This window comes from Alkaliphilus peptidifermentans DSM 18978, from assembly GCF_900101495.1.
In the GTDB taxonomy this organism is placed as follows: Bacteria; Bacillota; Clostridia; order Peptostreptococcales; family Natronincolaceae; genus Alkaliphilus_C; species Alkaliphilus_C peptidifermentans.
In genome coordinates, this window is sequence record NZ_FMUS01000004.1 from 20922 (window position 1) to 36108 (window position 15187).

Genomic DNA, 15187 nt, shown 5'->3' on the forward strand with positions numbered 1-15187 from the left:
TTGTAATGTAGTAAATCATTGCCTTTAGAACTGTATTTCAATAAATAAAACTTGGAGAAAATGAAAAGAGTCTTAATTCTATGTAATATTAGTGCAATACTAATGCCAACTTATTGTATATTTTATAATTTTTTTAAAATAGATCTACAACCATTGAAAATGGTAATAACTAGCTATAGGTTCTATAAAATCAATCGACTACTTAAAAAGAAAGAAACGTCAATAAACTGACGCTTCTTTCATCTGGATATATAAATACGGTTATAAATATTGTTTTTTACGAGTGTACATATCTTTGATTACATACATGTCCACATTTCGACGCATGTCTAAAATTAGACACTTAATTCTCCCTTATATAAATTTAGTTTGTAATAGAGAGTACTTCTTGGTATATTAAGTAGCTTAGCAGCTTTAGCCTTATTACCTCTTGTTTCTACCATAGCCTTATTAATCATTTCTATCTCTAAATTCTTCAAGTTATCCTCCAGATTTTCTAGGGAAACCTTACTATTTTTAGTCTCATTTATGCTTTCTATAATATATTGAGGAATTAAATCTTTAGTTATCTTTTTATCATTACTAAGCACTACCATATACTCCACTGTATTCTTCAACTCTCTTATATTGCCCTTCCAATGATATTTAAGCAATATGTTAAAAAGGTCTTTATCAATGAAATTAATTGGTGTATTATTTTTTCTAGAGATCTCCTCAATAAAATGATTGAATAATAAGCTGATATCTTCTCTTCTGTTTCTGAGAGGAGGCAATTCAATTTGCACAACATCTAATCTATAAAATAAATCTTCTCGAAATTTACCGGTTCTAACCATTTCCTTTAGATTTCTATTTGTGGCAGATATTATTCTAACGTCAACATCAACTAGCTTATCGGCACCAACTCTAAGTACTTTACCCTCTTGTAGCACGCGCAAGAGCTTAGCTTGAAGATTCAACGGCAAGTCTCCAATTTCGTCCAGGAATAAAGTACCATTATTAGCTAACTCAAAATAACCAATTTTTCCATTCTTTAGTGCGCCTGTAAAGGCTCCTCCAACATAACCAAAGAATTCGCTTTCAAACAAAGTTGGTGGAATGGCACTACAGTTCACTGGAACGAAATGTCCTTTTCTTTGACTATGCTGATGAATAGCTCTAGCAAATACTTCTTTACCAGTCCCACTTTCACCTACAATTATTACACTGGTATTTGATTTTGAAACGTGCTTAGCCAGTTGAATTTTATTTTTTATAGCTGGACTTTTGCCAAGAATTTTCCCAAGGGTAAAGCTATCCTTTGTAAATTTTTCAACTTCTTCCTTTAGCAAATCAATTTCTAGGTTTGCGTTTTCTAATTTTAATGACAGATCTCTATTTTCTGTTATATCTTTTTCTGTTGCAACAACCCCAACAAATTCTCCATCAATAAAAACTGGTAAGGCACTTATTATTACATAGTAGTTAGGCTTTGGTGCATGATATATATTTTCGATTGGTATTTGTTCCTCTAGTACCGACAGAGTTAGGGCATTAGGGAAAAAATCCTCTAGTTTTTTATAAATAATATCTTTTTCTTTAATATCATAAATTAATTCTGCCTTTTTATTCCAAAGGAGAACATTGCCTGCTGGATCTGTAACTGTAACAGCCTCATGCATGTGATTAATTACATCCTTATATTGTCTATTTATACTTTCCAACTTTAAGTAGTAGCTATTCAATAAATTATCTATTCTTATAATTCCGATTAGCTTTTTATTCTCATATACAGGTACTCTACCAATTTTACTATCGATTAAAGTTTTTCTAACATCAGTAATTAACATGTCAGAGGGCACACTTAAAATATTTTCAGACATGTATTTTGAAACTGGTAAGCTTGTAGAATGTCCCTCTTGCTTAATTCTTGATATATCAGTTAATGTAATCAAACCTAAAATTTTATCATTATCAATAGGGTCAATAATTATTGCCTCTGGGATATTAGAATATAACATTTCATCAATAACACTATCTAATGGGGTTACTGGTAGTACCTTAATAAAGTTTGTAGACAATATCTCATGGATGGTATAATCAAGCAGTTGATTTTCCAGCATTGTATCACCTCAATTTACAATATTAAGTAAAAAAGTAAGGATGATTATCCTTACTTTTCAACTATTTTGAATATATTAATTATATCAGATTATTAACTAAGGATAAACCCTATTTAATGTTCTTGCGAATGGTATGGTTTGACGTATATGATCAATTCCACAAATCCATGCTACTGTTCTTTCTAACCCAAGTCCAAAGCCTGAGTGAGGTACTGATCCATATCTTCTTAAATCAATGTACCATTCATATAATTCGGTGGGAAGCTTCTCATCTTCAATTCTTTTTAAAAGAAATTCTAAGTCATGGATTCTCTCAGAGCCGCCTATGATCTCTCCATAGCCTTCAGGGGCAATAAGGTCTGCTCCCAGTATTACTTCTGGATTTTCAGGGTCTGGCTGCATATAAAAGGCCTTCATCTTTGTTGGAAAATGTGTTATAAAAACAGGCTTTTTAAATTTTTCAGCAATGAATGTCTCATGTGGAGCTCCAAAATCATCTCCCCATTGGAATTCATAGTTTCCCTCCTGTAACATATTAACTGCTTCTGTATATGTTATTCTTGGGAAGGGAGCTTTAATTTTTTCTAGATATGCAGTATCTCTGTCTAATATTTTTAGCTCAATTTGCTTATTCTCTAATACTCTCTGAACAATATACTCAATCATCTGCTCTTGCACTTCTAAGTTTCCTTCAAAGTCGACATATGCCATTTCAGGCTCAACCATCCAAAACTCATTTAGATGCTTTCGTGTCTTAGACTTCTCAGCTCTAAAGGTAGGTCCAAAGCTGTAGACTTTACCAAAGGCCATAGCCGCAGCCTCTGCATAAAGTTGTCCTGTTTGAGATAAGAAGGCATTTTCTCCAAAATAATCTATTTCAAATAGTTCTGTTGTTCCTTCACATGAAGAAGGAGTAATAATTGGTGGTTCTACAAGAACAAATCCTCTATCATGAAAAAACATACGAATTGCTAAATTAATCTCATCACGAATTCTAAGAATTGCATTTTGTTTTGGTGAACGCATCCATAAATGCCTGTTTTCCATTAGGAAGTCTGTACCGTGCTCCTTTAGAGAAATAGGATACCCTTCTTGTGCAATTTGGACAGGCTTAACACTCTTAACCAGTATTTCAAAGCCGCTTTTTGCGCGATCATCTTTTTGTACCAGCCCAGTTACTTGTAGAGAAGATTCTTGGGTAAGTTTTTTACAAACCTCAAAAACCTCTTCATCCACTTCATTTTTCACTACAACTCCCTGAATAAAGCCAGTACCATCCCTAAGCTGAAGAAAGTGTATTTTTCCACTTGATCTCTTATTGAATAGCCAGCCATTAATTGTTACATCTTGTCCTTCGAATTGACTAATAGTCTCTATTGTTGCTAATTTTATCACTAAAAAACACCTCCAATAATGTATATCAAATTTAAACCCATAAATCTACTTCTAAACCAATTAAAGCTTTATTATCCTCAAGTATAGGATATATAAATTCATTTAAGAATCTGGTAACCTGTTGAGGGGCTCGTCCAACAAATTTTTTAGAGTCCAACAACTGGTTAAGCTGTTCTTTAGAGAGATTAAAGTCTGTATCCGCAAGAATGCGATTGATCAAATCATTTTCTTCTCCATCCTGCTTTACCTTTTTAGCTGCCTCCATAGAATGAGTTCTTATTCTCTCATGTAATTCTTGACGATCTCCTCCCCTTTTTACAGCCTCCATAAGAATGTTCTCTGTAACCATAAAGGGTAATTCAAGATCTATATGTCGTTGAATCATTTTATCATAAACCACTAAACCATCACAAACATTTATAGCTATATTTAAAATAGCATCGGTAGCTAAAAAAGCTTCAGGTATAATTATTCTCCTGTTGGCAGAATCATCAAGTGTTCTTTCAAACCATTGAGTTGAAGCAGTCATAGCCGTATTTTGGCATCCTGCAATAACATAACGGGCCAGGGATGCAATCCTCTCGCTCCTCATTGGATTCCTTTTATAAGCCATAGCAGATGAGCCTATTTGACTTTTTTCAAAGGGCTCCTCTACTTCCTTTAGACTTTGAAGAAGGCGAAGATCATTAGTCATTTTATGTAAGCTTTGAGCGATTCCACTTAATATTGATAGAACCTCAAAGTCCAATTTTCTCGAATAGGTTTGTCCTGTTACAGGAAATGTAGCTTTAAAGCCCATTTTTTCTGCCAATCTTTTATCTAGTAATTCCACCTTTTCATCATCATTATCAAATAAGCTATAGAAGCTCGCCTGTGTGCCAGTTGTACCTTTTACACCTCTTAGCTTCATTCTGTCAATTTGATACTCTAAATTTTCAAAATCCATCAATAGATCATGTAACCATAGGGTTCCACGTTTTCCAAGTGTTGTTAATTGCGCTGGTTGAAAGTGTGTAAATCCAAGGGCAGGGAGATTCTTGTACTCATCACAAAACTTAGCCAGTACATTAAACAAATTTATCATTTTTACTTTAATTATTTGAAGGGCTTCCTTCATTACTATTATATCTGTATTATCTCCAACAAATGCACTGGTGGCACCAAGATGTATAATTCCCTTAGCCTTAGGACACTGTTGTCCAAATGCATATACGTGGGACATTACATCATGTCTAGTTTCTTTTTCTCTTTTTATGGCAACATCATAATTAATATTATCTTGATTTGCCTTTAACTCTTCAATTTGCTCATTGGTGATGGGTAATCCTAGATCTTTTTCTGCCTCTGCCAGTGCTACCCAAAGCCTTCTCCAAGTAGTGAATTTTTTGTCGGATGAAAATATATAGCTCATTTCCTTGCTAGAATAGCGTTCAATTAATGGGTTTTGATACGTAGATCTACTCAAATAATTCTTCTCCCTTCAATCTATAAGCTTTTATTTATAGTGAAAAGATATGGGTTTACCCCATATCTTCAGATACTAACCTTTTATCAATGATTCAATACGGTCTAATCCTTTTCTTATATTCTCCATTGAATTTGCGTAGGATAATCTTACAAAATCATCAACTCCAAAGGCCATTCCTGGTACTACTGCAACATGGGACTTATCTAAGCAAATTTCAGCAAAATCCATTGAACCTTCAATTAGTTTTCCTGCTATTTCTTTACCCTTCAGCTTAGATATATTCATCATTATATAGAATGCGCCTTTAGGTGTAATACAAGAAACTCCGTCTATTTGATTTATTCTCTCAACCATATATTTTCTTCTTTCGTCAAAGGCCTTTCGCATTTCTTCCACTGAGGATTGATCTTCCATTAGTGCCTTTGCACTGGCATACATGGCAATTGTATTGGGATGAGACGTGGCATGACTTTGAATATTACCCATTATTTTTGCAATCTCTTTATTGGATGCAGTATATCCAATACGCCAGCCTGTCATTGCATATGCCTTAGACATACCATTAACAACAATTGTTTGGTCCTTTATTTTTTCATTCAAGCTTGCAATACTAATATGTTCAGCACCATCGTATACTAGTTTTTCGTATATTTCGTCTGCAATTACAATAATACCCTTCTCTACAGCTATGTCAGCAATCATTTGTAATTCATCTTTAGTATAGGAAGAGCCAGTTGGGTTTGATGGGCTGTTTAGTAAAATAGCCTTGGTATTAGGTGTAATGGCAGCCAACAAATCATTCCTCTTCATTTTAAACTCATTTTCCTCTGAACATTTGACGAAAACTGGGATGGCATCAGCCATTTTTACTAGTTCCTCGTAGCTTACCCAATATGGAACAGGAATGATTACTTCATCACCTGGATTACATATAGCTAATAATGCGTTATATAATGAGTGCTTTGCTCCGTTAGAAACTACTATATTTTCTGGCTTATATTCTAAATTATTATCATCTTTAAGCTTTTTACATATGACTTCTCTATAAAGAGGAAGTCCTGAAGCAGCAGTGTATCTAGTGATTCCTTTATCCAGTGCCTCAATTGCTGCCCTATTAATATTCTCTGGGGTATTAAAGTCAGGTTCACCAACACCAAAGCTAATAACATCGATGCCTTCCGCCATCATTTGTTTTGCTTTAGCATCAATAGCTAATGTAACAGAAGCAGTAATTTTTTGACTCTTTTCAGAAAGCTTAATTTTCATTTTCTTACCTCCATATTCAATGAGATATGTAAATCAATATACTATATATCTAAGCATATCCTATTTTAACAAATATTTCTGTTTTTTGCTACAGATTTTGTATTTTTAAATTTTTACTAACATTTTCTAAAGGAACTCTAATACTACCTAGATTTCGATTAGGTCTATCTTTATATGGATAGTGAAAATCTGTACCTCCTGTAACAATAAGATTGTTTGCTTCTGCAAACTTCAAGTATTTAGAAATCTCATGTTGGCTATGATCAGGATGATACACCTCAATTCCCTTAGCACCGTTTCCTACTAAGCCCTTAAGCAATAGCTGATTTCCAACCAATCCAGGATGTGCTATTACTGGCATTCCACCAACTTTCTTAATTAATATAATAGCTTCATTGGGAGTAATCTTGTATCTTGGAACATAGGCAGGACATCCCCTATTTAAAAATTTTCTAAAGGCTTCTGATAAATCTGAAACTATACCTTTACTAACCAAAACTTTAGCAATGTGGGGTCGCCCTACCACACCATTACCAGACACTTCTATTACATCCTCATAACTAATGGTAAACCTGAGATTTTTTAATTTATCTACAATTTTTTTGGCTCTAAGGTCTCTAGCATTCTTTAAGGTGTCTAATGTTTGTAATAACTCATGTGAGTGATAATCTATTCCATAACCAAGTATGTGAACTTCTTCATCATTATACTCTGTACTAAGTTCAATTCCAGGTATTACAATGAAGGCTTTTTTCTCTCCATAAAGAATGCCTTCTTGTACCCCCGCTACTGTATCATGATCTGTAATTGCTATTCCATCTAGATTTTTACTTATAGCTAATTCAATAACCTCACTTGGAGTAAGTACACCATCGGAGGCAGAAGTATGAACATGCATATCTATATATTTCATAAAACCAACCTCTTTTCACAGAGTAGTATATAGTCAATTAGCAATGAATAATTAGTAATGAGTAATTATTTATTATTTATTTATAGTCTTTACATAGTATTGATTCAACATTCTCAATTTTAATTCTCAATTTTTCATTTTCCATTTTCAATTTACTTTGTTTCTTCCATTTCAATTTTCAATTTTTCTTTTGAGATTTATACATAAAAAAGTCTGCCATATAATCAGCAGACTCTTGGATTTGTAATTTCTCTATCTAGGTTCTACAATTAGTTTTATTGCAGTTCTCTCTTCACCATCAATTTGAATATCGGTGAATGCAGGTATACAGATCAAGTCAAGTCCACTAGGAGCTACAAATCCTCGCGCAATTGCAACTGCTTTTACTGCTTGATTTAGAGCGCCAGCTCCAATAGCCTGTATTTCAGCTGTTCCACGTTCTCTAAGAACACCGGCTAATGCTCCAGCAACAGAATTTGGGTTTGATTTTGCTGATACTTTTAATACTTCCATTATTAAAAAGCCCCCTTTGTTATAATGTGTTTTACTATAATTTGGATACCTTTTATAATATTCTACCAAAATCAATAAATACCTTCAATTTTTCATAAAATTCTTTATAATTTATTAAATAATCATTAAACAATAGTTAATAGTTTTTCAATTATTTCCTTACATATTTCATCCACTGGTTTATTATCTGTATTTATGATAATATCAGCGGATTCTCTGTACTTTTCTTTTCTTTGCAACATAATATTTTCTATTGTTTTAATATCCATAGAATTTTTGAGTAGAGGTCTATTACTGTCTAACTTTATACGGTTATATATTGTTTCTTCTTTAGCGTCTAATAATATAATTATGCCATTTGTCTTTAATTCAACTATATTTGCTTGATTCAATATAACCCCTCCACCACATGAAATAATGGAGTTTTTTCTTTCACTTATTTTTTTCACCATTCTACTTTCAAGCCTTCTAAAATAATCTTCTCCTTGAACTTGGAAGATTTCTGAGATGGTGACTTTTTCCTCTTCTTCTATTAATTGATCTATATCTATAAAGGGCATTTCCATATGGATAGATAGTTCTCTACCTACTGTTGTTTTACCTGAGCCCATAAAGCCTATTAGAACAATATTTTGTGTAACTAAAATTTTAGATTGCAATCTTCTACTTGTCCTCATAACTTCTTCAAATAAAGCAATGATCTCTTGTTGATAATTGGGATTATTTAAATGTGCTACTGCTTTTTTAATTACCTCAGCCTCTCTTTTGGGATGTAAGATAGGTAGACCCTTTTCCTTTTTGTATTTCAAAACCTCACTTACCAACTCTAGTCTTTTTGAGAAAATCTCAACTAAAGCTTTATCGCACTGGTCAATTTTATATCTAAGTTCATCAAGATTTCCCATTAGTGCACCCCCTATGCTTCTTTTACTAGCTAATTTAAACCTTTAAACTAATACTACAGAGTATTTCTATTATATATTACTTCATTAGCATTAATAAATTTTATAGTATTACTTAAATATTGATTCTTCTATTTCTTTGAAAATAGATGTGGCAATAGAGCTACAAATGGTTGTATTCATCCATATTTCTTGAGATTTAATAGCTTGATAAAAGAGCATGGAGAATCCATTTAGTATTCTACAACCATTTCTTTCTGCTGTTTCTAAAAATTTTGTTTTATAGGGATTATATATTAAATCATAAGCTGTTTCTACATTTTTGAATAATCTCTCTTCAATAACCATTGAATCTAGTGTGGCCTTCATTCCAATAGGAGTAGTATTTATAACAATTTTGTAAGAACCTTCTATGTTATTAAGGGTAGCTACATCTATATTTGTTGCTCCTGTAGTTATCATCAAATCTTTTTTTAGCTCCTGTGCCTTTTCAATCGTTCTATTGGCAATTGTAACTTTACAACCTATCAAAAGCATTTCATATGCTATAACCCTAGCTGCACCTCCAGCTCCCAGGATCAAAACTTTCTCACCAGCAATATTGATCCTCTCTGCTTCTAAGCTTCGCATAAAGCCATAGCCGTCGGTATTGTAGCCTTTATACATATTATTTTCCAGCTTAACAGTATTTACAGCTCCATAGGTTTTAGCCCTTTCATCTAACTCCTCCAAAAAAGGTATTATTTTTTCTTTATGGGGTTGAGTTACATTAAAGCCATCAAAGTTATCCTTCATTATACTTAATGATTCCTTTAAATAACTAGGTTGTATTTTTAAAGATATATAATTTCTATTGAGCTTCATTTCTCTAAAAACTCGATTATGTATATCCGGTGATAGGCTATGGGAAATGGGATCACCAATAACAGCATATAGTTTAGTTTTACTACTAACTACAGTTTCCATTTTATTGACCTCCAATAAGTTCTGTCAAAAGCTTTTTAGTTTCTTCAATTGAAAGAAGTACTTCCGTTACCTTGCTTTTTGCAGTTGGTAATACAAAGGAAATCTTACCATTTTGATTCTTTTTATCCTTCACCATGCTATCGATTAATTTTTCTAGACAGATATTATCTAATTTTACATTATCATAACAATCAGTAATCACATCTATAATTTCATTAAAGTATTCTATGCTTATTAATTCCAGCAACATTGACAGTTTTGCCTCTATATACATTCCAATTAAAACTGCTTCACCATGGGTATACACTTTATAGTCTGTTATAGTCTCTAATCCATGACCAACTGTATGACCAAAGTTTAAGATTTTTCTAAATCCCAATTCTTTTTCATCCAGACAAACAATTTCAGATTTAATTTCACAGCAGGTCTTTATAACATAAGTAATTGAGGTGGTGTCAAGTGCTTTAATTTTAGAAAGGTTCCTCTTAATATATTGCAAAAAGCTATAATCATGAATTACCCCATACTTTATTACCTCTCCAATTCCACTTAGTAGCTGCTTCGTTGGTAATGTATTTAATATATCTGTATAGATTAAAACTGACTTTGGCTGATAAAAGGTACCCACTAAATTTTTACCTTGGGGTAAATTAATGGCTGTTTTTCCTCCTACGCTGCTGTCAACTTGAGCTAATAAAGTAGTAGGAATTTGAATAAAGTCTATTCCTCTCATGTAAATGGAAGCACAGAAGCCTGCAATATCACCTACAACTCCTCCACCAAATGCAATTACTTTTGATTTTCTAGTAAGATTTTTCTCTACCATAAAGCTTAAAATTTCCATTGCCATTTCAAAATTTTTAGATGCTTCACCAGATGGAATAATAAATTTGATGAAATCTTCACCTCTTAATGCCTCTTCTAATTTATGAAAATATAGGTTATGTACATTTTCATCAGTAATAATAATCCATTGATCGGCGTTGCCGATGTATTCAGTTAGATTTTCTATTATACCTTCTTTAATATTTATCCAATAGCTTGATTCTCCTAAATTTATATGTACTCTTTCCATCTTTTTTCAATCTCCTCTAAAGAATCTCCACCAAATTTTCTTAAAAACTCCTCTGCTATTACTGTAATAGCCACCATTTCTCCTACTATTGAGGCTGCAGGTACAGCACAGGTATCACTTCGCTCAACAGTAGCTAAAGCACTTTCCTTCGACTCTATATCAACTGTTTTAAGGGGTTTGTACAATGTTGGTATAGGTTTCATGCCACAACGTATTACTATGTTCTCCCCATTGGACATACCACCTTCAATTCCTCCAGCATGATTGGTATTTCTAAAAAATCCTTTTGTTTTTTGGAATAGTATCTCATCATGAACTAAAGAACCAACCCTTGAGGTGTTTTGAAAACCATACCCAAGCTCAACCCCCTTCACTCCTTGAATACTCATTAGGGCATAGGAAAGCTTAGCATCCAGTTTTCTATCCCAATGAACATAACTTCCAAGACCTTTAGGGACACCACTTATATGTATTTCAAATATACCACCTAGAGAATCTCCTGCTTTCTTTGTTTCTTCAATTAGCTGTATCATTTTTTTCTCAACAATTCCATCAACACAGCGAACAGAGGAAGAGTCGGACTCTTTGATTCTACTAGTATCTGTGATGATTTCCTGCAGATGAATATCGCCAATCGCTGTAACATGACTATGGGTGGTTATATTAAAATAACTCATAAACTGCTTTATTAAGCTTCCAGCTGCAACCCTTACAGCTGTTTCTCTAGCACTACTTCTTTCTATTACATTTCTTATATCGTCAAAATTATATTTCAACATGCCAGTTAAATCTGCATGTCCTGGTCTTGGTTTTGTAACTAGCTTATCACATTTATTAGTATTTATTGGGCTCATATATTCTGTCCAATTTTCATAATCTTTGTTAGGAATTATAAAGGAAATTGGACTTCCTAAGGTTTTGCCTCCCCTGATACCCGATAATATTTCTATTTTATCCTTTTCGATTTTCATTCTATCTCCACGGCCATAACCCTGCTGTCTTCTAGCTAAATCTCTATTAATTTCCTCAACATTCATTGAAACATTTGATGGCATACCTTCAATGAAGCCAACCAGAGCTTTTCCATGTGATTCACCTGCAGTAAATACCCGTAACATACATTATCCTCCTTATTCATAGGTTATCCCAATAGGATATGAGCCTAAAACCTTAAAATAATTCACGTAAATACTTATATCTTCAAAAACCTTCATTACCATTTCATTGTCTTTATGACCAATAAAGTCTATATAGAAAACATATTTGCCCATTTCAGTTTTTGCAGGACGTGATTCTATTCTTGTTAAATTAATTCCTCTGTCGGCAAAGGCCTTTAGCACTAGGTATAAGCTACCGGGATAGTCATTATGAAAGGAAAAAACAATTGAAGTTTTATCATTTCCGGTTACTATAGTTTTTCTTCCTCCAATAATTATAAACCTAGTTTGATTAAAATTATTATCCTGAATACCACATTTAAGAATCTTTAGCTTATGTATTTTAGCAGCATACGTATTGGCTATTGCTCCATATTGGTTTCCCATTTCCTTTACAACCATACAGGCACTAGATGAGCTGTCACATGAATGGAGGCTTATATGGGGATAATTTATATTAAAAAAATCTCGACACTGCTGTATGGCTTGATGATGGGAATAAATATGTCTTATTTCTTCAACACTTGAAGCATCACTTAAAATGCAATGTTCTATCTTAAGTATAACTTCTCCTCTAATTGTTGAAATCCTTGTTTTCATTAAGCTATCCATCACTTGAGTTACTGCTCCCTCTGTGGAATTTTCTATAGGGAGTATTCCTTCATCTATCTCCTTCTCTTCTACTCCTTGAATTATATCTGTAAATGTTTTCAATGGAACAAGTCTACTGTTTTGTGAATATAAATAAGCGGCCATATGGCTAAAGGAGCCTGCTGGCCCTAAATATCCAATTTCCATTATTTCACCATCCTAAAGAGTTATTTCCTTTAGTCTTTCTTCAAATTGAGGAAATGAGATAGAAATACATTCACTATTTGATATTTTAACTGTATCATTAGCAAATAGTCCACATATCGCCATAGCCATAGCAATTCTATGATCTCCGTAGCTTTCTACATTCCCTCCGCCGATAATATTCGGTCCCTCAATCTCCATACCATCTGTTAATTCAGTAATATTAATACCTAGTTTTTTCATTTCTGTTACCATTGCAGTAATACGATTTGATTCTTTAAATTTTAGTTCCTCAGCGCCTGTAATGGTTGTTTTACCTTCAGCCAATGCTGCAGCCACTGCAATTACAGGTATTTCATCGATTAACCGGGGAATAATTTCCTTTTCAATACATGTACCTACAAGCTTGCAACCTCGTATTATAATATCACCGATTTCTTCACCACCACTTACAAAGCTGTTTTCCATTTCAATATCTGCACCCATTTTCTTTAATACATCAATAATTCCAGTACGGGTAGGATTTAAACCCACCTTTTGGATTGTTAGATTCGACCCAGGCATTGCTGCAGCAGCAACCATAAAAAAGGCAGCAGAAGAAATATCTCCTGGTACTTCAACGGTTTGACCGTATAAATCTGACTTACTAATAATTATTGTATTATCCTCCTTTTTCACATTACCCCCAAATGCTTTAAGCATTCTCTCTGTATGATCCCTTGATTGAGTGGTTTCTGTAACCTTTGTATTACCATTTGCAAAAAGACCTGCCAACATAATTGCTGATTTAACCTGAGCACTGGAAACCGGCAATGTATAATCAATCGCTTTTAGTCCACCACCTTTTATTGACAGTGGGGCTAATCTACCATTATCCCTACCCTCAATAATAGCTCCCATTTCCCTTAAGGGAGTTGCAATTCTTGCCATAGGTCTCCTTCTTATGGAGGAATCTCCTGTAATTATAGTTAAAAATTCCTGACCCGCTAAAATTCCAGAAAGCAGCCGAATAGTGGTACCTGAATTGCCTACATTAAGCACATCTTCAGGCTCTTTAAGTCCAGATAATCCATTACCATATACAATAATCTTTTTTCCTTCCTCTTCAATTCTTATTCCTAAACCTCGACAACAGTCAATGGTACTTAAACAATCCTCACCCCTTAGAAAATTTTCTATTACAGTCTCACCCTTACTGATACTGGCCAGCATTATGGATCTGTGGGAGATGGATTTATCTCCTGGTACAGCAATTATTCCTTGTATTTTATTCACTCTATTTACCCTTAACATTATTGACTACTCCTCTCTCATATGTAAAGGGGAATCTCCCCCTCTTTAATATCTCTTTAGCTTTTATTCTATCATCTTCTGATTCTAGTCCAATTTTAACAACCCCCTTTTCGCCTTCACGGGCATGAAGAATCTCAATATCTTTTATATTAATATTGTTTTCTCCTAGGATTCTCGTTAAATTACCCAATATTCCAGGTTTATCCTCAACATCAATAACTATTTCATGTAATGGAGGCATATAATCTGTAAAGCGTCCTGGTATTTTATCACGAGTCCTTTTAGCTTCCCCCAGTATTTCTAGTATTTCATCCTCCTTCTCTGTATAAAGAGCATACTTAAAATTAGATAGATTTTTTTGTAACCCTTCTATACTCCTAAGAACCTCCGTTTTATTGTATAAGAATATATCCTTCCACATTTCTGGATTCCCTGAGGCTATACGGGTGGAATCTCTAAAGCCTCCCCCCGCAAATGGAAGATATTTAGTTCCATCACATAAAGAGAGGGATATTACCAGCATAGCTGCTGTTAAATGGGGAATGTGACTTATCATGGCAACAATTTTATCGTGCTCTTGTGGAGTCACTATTATAGGATATGCCTTCATTTCTGTTACTAGAGTTTTAATTTTTTCTATAGTATTTTGTGTTGTATTTTCACTGGGTGTCAGAAAGTAATAGGCATTTTCGTACATAGATGAACGGGCAGCCTTTATGCCATCCTTCTCAGAGCCTGCCATAGGGTGACCCCCAATAAATTGTATGTTTTTTGGTAAATACTTTTGAAACATGCTTGAAATAAAACCTTTAACGCTGCCGACATCTGTAACGATTACATCAGCATTAAGTAAAGGTGAAATTTCCTTCAGTATTGATTCATACTGACCCAACGGAGCTGCTATTATTATCACTTCAGTCATTAAAACAGCTTTTTTCAAATCATCAGCAATACAATCTATCGCTCCAATTTCCCTTGCTTCAATAAGTGAATCCTTCGATACATCGTATCCGGTTATTTTTTTTATCTTACCAGATTTCTTTAATGCCAGTCCTATTGAACCTCCAATTAAACCCATTCCGATAATTGTAATTTCGTTAAAATGATACAATTTGACGCCCCTCCCCCATGCTCTTTCTTTGGAATTATTATTATATATCAAATTATCAAATTAAGATTGTAGCTTGAAAAAAATTATTGTTAATTACATTACAGGATAGATCCAGCTATGTCAAGTAAAAGTTTTTTTATTAATTATCATATTTTTGTATAATTATTTATAACCATTTATTTGCAACAGCTGGCAGCATGTTTAAACAATTATTGAAGCCTTGCAATATTT

Annotated in this window: 13 protein-coding genes; all 13 read right to left on the reverse strand. The window is 33.6% G+C overall.

Features of this window, described 5'->3' with window-relative positions:
* Positions 1-335: 335 nt before the first annotated feature.
* The 13 genes from BLP68_RS04000 to BLP68_RS04060 all read right to left on the reverse strand — a co-directional run bounded on the left by BLP68_RS04000 (position 336) and on the right by BLP68_RS04060 (position 14956).
* Positions 336-2102: a sigma 54-interacting transcriptional regulator gene (locus BLP68_RS04000; protein ID WP_091540315.1), complete on the reverse strand. Its 1767-nt coding sequence runs from the start codon at positions 2100-2102 to the stop codon at positions 336-338.
* 96 nt (positions 2103-2198) lie between these two features.
* Entirely contained in the window at positions 2199-3497 is a 1299-nt protein-coding gene (gene asnS, locus BLP68_RS04005; protein ID WP_330389054.1) for an asparagine--tRNA ligase, read from the reverse strand.
* A 31-nt stretch (positions 3498-3528) separates the two neighbouring features.
* The gene (gene purB, locus BLP68_RS04010; RefSeq protein ID WP_091540318.1) at positions 3529-4962 is read right to left on the reverse strand and encodes an adenylosuccinate lyase; all 1434 of its coding nucleotides are present in this window, start codon (positions 4960-4962) and stop codon (positions 3529-3531) included.
* Positions 4963-5037: 75 nt separating this feature from the next.
* A complete protein-coding gene (locus tag BLP68_RS04015; protein ID WP_330389056.1) occupies positions 5038-6231 on the reverse strand; it encodes a pyridoxal phosphate-dependent aminotransferase in 1194 nt (397 codons plus the stop codon).
* 88 nt (positions 6232-6319) lie between these two features.
* Positions 6320-7144 (reverse strand): PHP domain-containing protein, encoded by an 825-nt coding sequence (locus BLP68_RS04020; protein WP_091540320.1) that lies wholly within the window; start codon positions 7142-7144, stop codon positions 6320-6322.
* A gap of 252 nt (positions 7145-7396) precedes the next feature.
* Positions 7397-7657, reverse strand: a complete 261-nt coding sequence (gene spoVS, locus BLP68_RS04025; protein WP_091540322.1) for a stage V sporulation protein SpoVS — start codon at positions 7655-7657, stop codon at positions 7397-7399.
* Positions 7658-7782: 125 nt separating this feature from the next.
* Positions 7783-8562, reverse strand: a complete 780-nt coding sequence (locus BLP68_RS04030) for a chorismate mutase (protein WP_091540325.1) — start codon at positions 8560-8562, stop codon at positions 7783-7785.
* Positions 8563-8670: 108 nt separating this feature from the next.
* Positions 8671-9525 carry a shikimate dehydrogenase gene (aroE, locus tag BLP68_RS04035; protein WP_091540327.1) on the reverse strand — a complete coding sequence of 285 codons (855 nt, stop codon included), beginning with the start codon at positions 9523-9525 and terminating at the stop codon, positions 8671-8673.
* Position 9526: 1 nt separating this feature from the next.
* The gene (aroB, locus tag BLP68_RS04040) at positions 9527-10600 is read right to left on the reverse strand and encodes a 3-dehydroquinate synthase (RefSeq protein WP_091540329.1); all 1074 of its coding nucleotides are present in this window, start codon (positions 10598-10600) and stop codon (positions 9527-9529) included.
* Positions 10582-11718, reverse strand: coding sequence for a chorismate synthase (gene aroC / locus BLP68_RS04045; protein ID WP_091540331.1), 1137 nt, complete (start codon positions 11716-11718; stop codon positions 10582-10584). Before aroC ends, aroB begins: the two co-directional genes overlap by 19 nt.
* A gap of 12 nt (positions 11719-11730) precedes the next feature.
* Positions 11731-12555 (reverse strand): prephenate dehydratase, encoded by an 825-nt coding sequence (gene pheA / locus BLP68_RS04050; protein ID WP_091540333.1) that lies wholly within the window; start codon positions 12553-12555, stop codon positions 11731-11733.
* A 12-nt stretch (positions 12556-12567) separates the two neighbouring features.
* Positions 12568-13845: a 3-phosphoshikimate 1-carboxyvinyltransferase gene (gene aroA / locus BLP68_RS04055; RefSeq protein WP_091540335.1), complete on the reverse strand. Its 1278-nt coding sequence runs from the start codon at positions 13843-13845 to the stop codon at positions 12568-12570.
* On the reverse strand, positions 13829-14956 hold the full coding sequence (locus BLP68_RS04060) for a prephenate dehydrogenase (protein ID WP_091540337.1): 1128 nt from the start codon (positions 14954-14956) through the stop codon (positions 13829-13831). The genes aroA and BLP68_RS04060 overlap by 17 nt, the downstream gene beginning before the upstream one ends.
* Positions 14957-15187 lie beyond the last annotated feature (231 nt).

Bases quoted from the DNA above. Each gene is read 5' to 3' on its own strand.
- aroA (WP_091540335.1), bottom strand. From the start codon at position 13,845: ATGTTAAGGGTAAATAGAGTGAATAAAATACAAGGAATAATTGCTGTA.
- BLP68_RS04030 (WP_091540325.1), bottom strand. From the start codon at position 8,562: ATGGGAAATCTTGATGAACTTAGATATAAAATTGACCAGTGCGATAAA.
- BLP68_RS04020 (WP_091540320.1), bottom strand. From the start codon at position 7,144: ATGAAATATATAGATATGCATGTTCATACTTCTGCCTCCGATGGTGTA.
- pheA (WP_091540333.1), bottom strand. From the start codon at position 12,555: ATGGAAATTGGATATTTAGGGCCAGCAGGCTCCTTTAGCCATATGGCC.
- aroB (WP_091540329.1), bottom strand. From the start codon at position 10,600: ATGGAAAGAGTACATATAAATTTAGGAGAATCAAGCTATTGGATAAAT.
- aroE (WP_091540327.1), bottom strand. From the start codon at position 9,525: ATGGAAACTGTAGTTAGTAGTAAAACTAAACTATATGCTGTTATTGGT.
- BLP68_RS04000 (WP_091540315.1), bottom strand. From the start codon at position 2,102: ATGCTGGAAAATCAACTGCTTGATTATACCATCCATGAGATATTGTCT.
- aroC (WP_091540331.1), bottom strand. From the start codon at position 11,718: ATGTTACGGGTATTTACTGCAGGTGAATCACATGGAAAAGCTCTGGTT.
- spoVS (WP_091540322.1), bottom strand. From the start codon at position 7,657: ATGGAAGTATTAAAAGTATCAGCAAAATCAAACCCAAATTCTGTTGCT.
- BLP68_RS04015 (WP_330389056.1), bottom strand. From the start codon at position 6,231: ATGAAAATTAAGCTTTCTGAAAAGAGTCAAAAAATTACTGCTTCTGTT.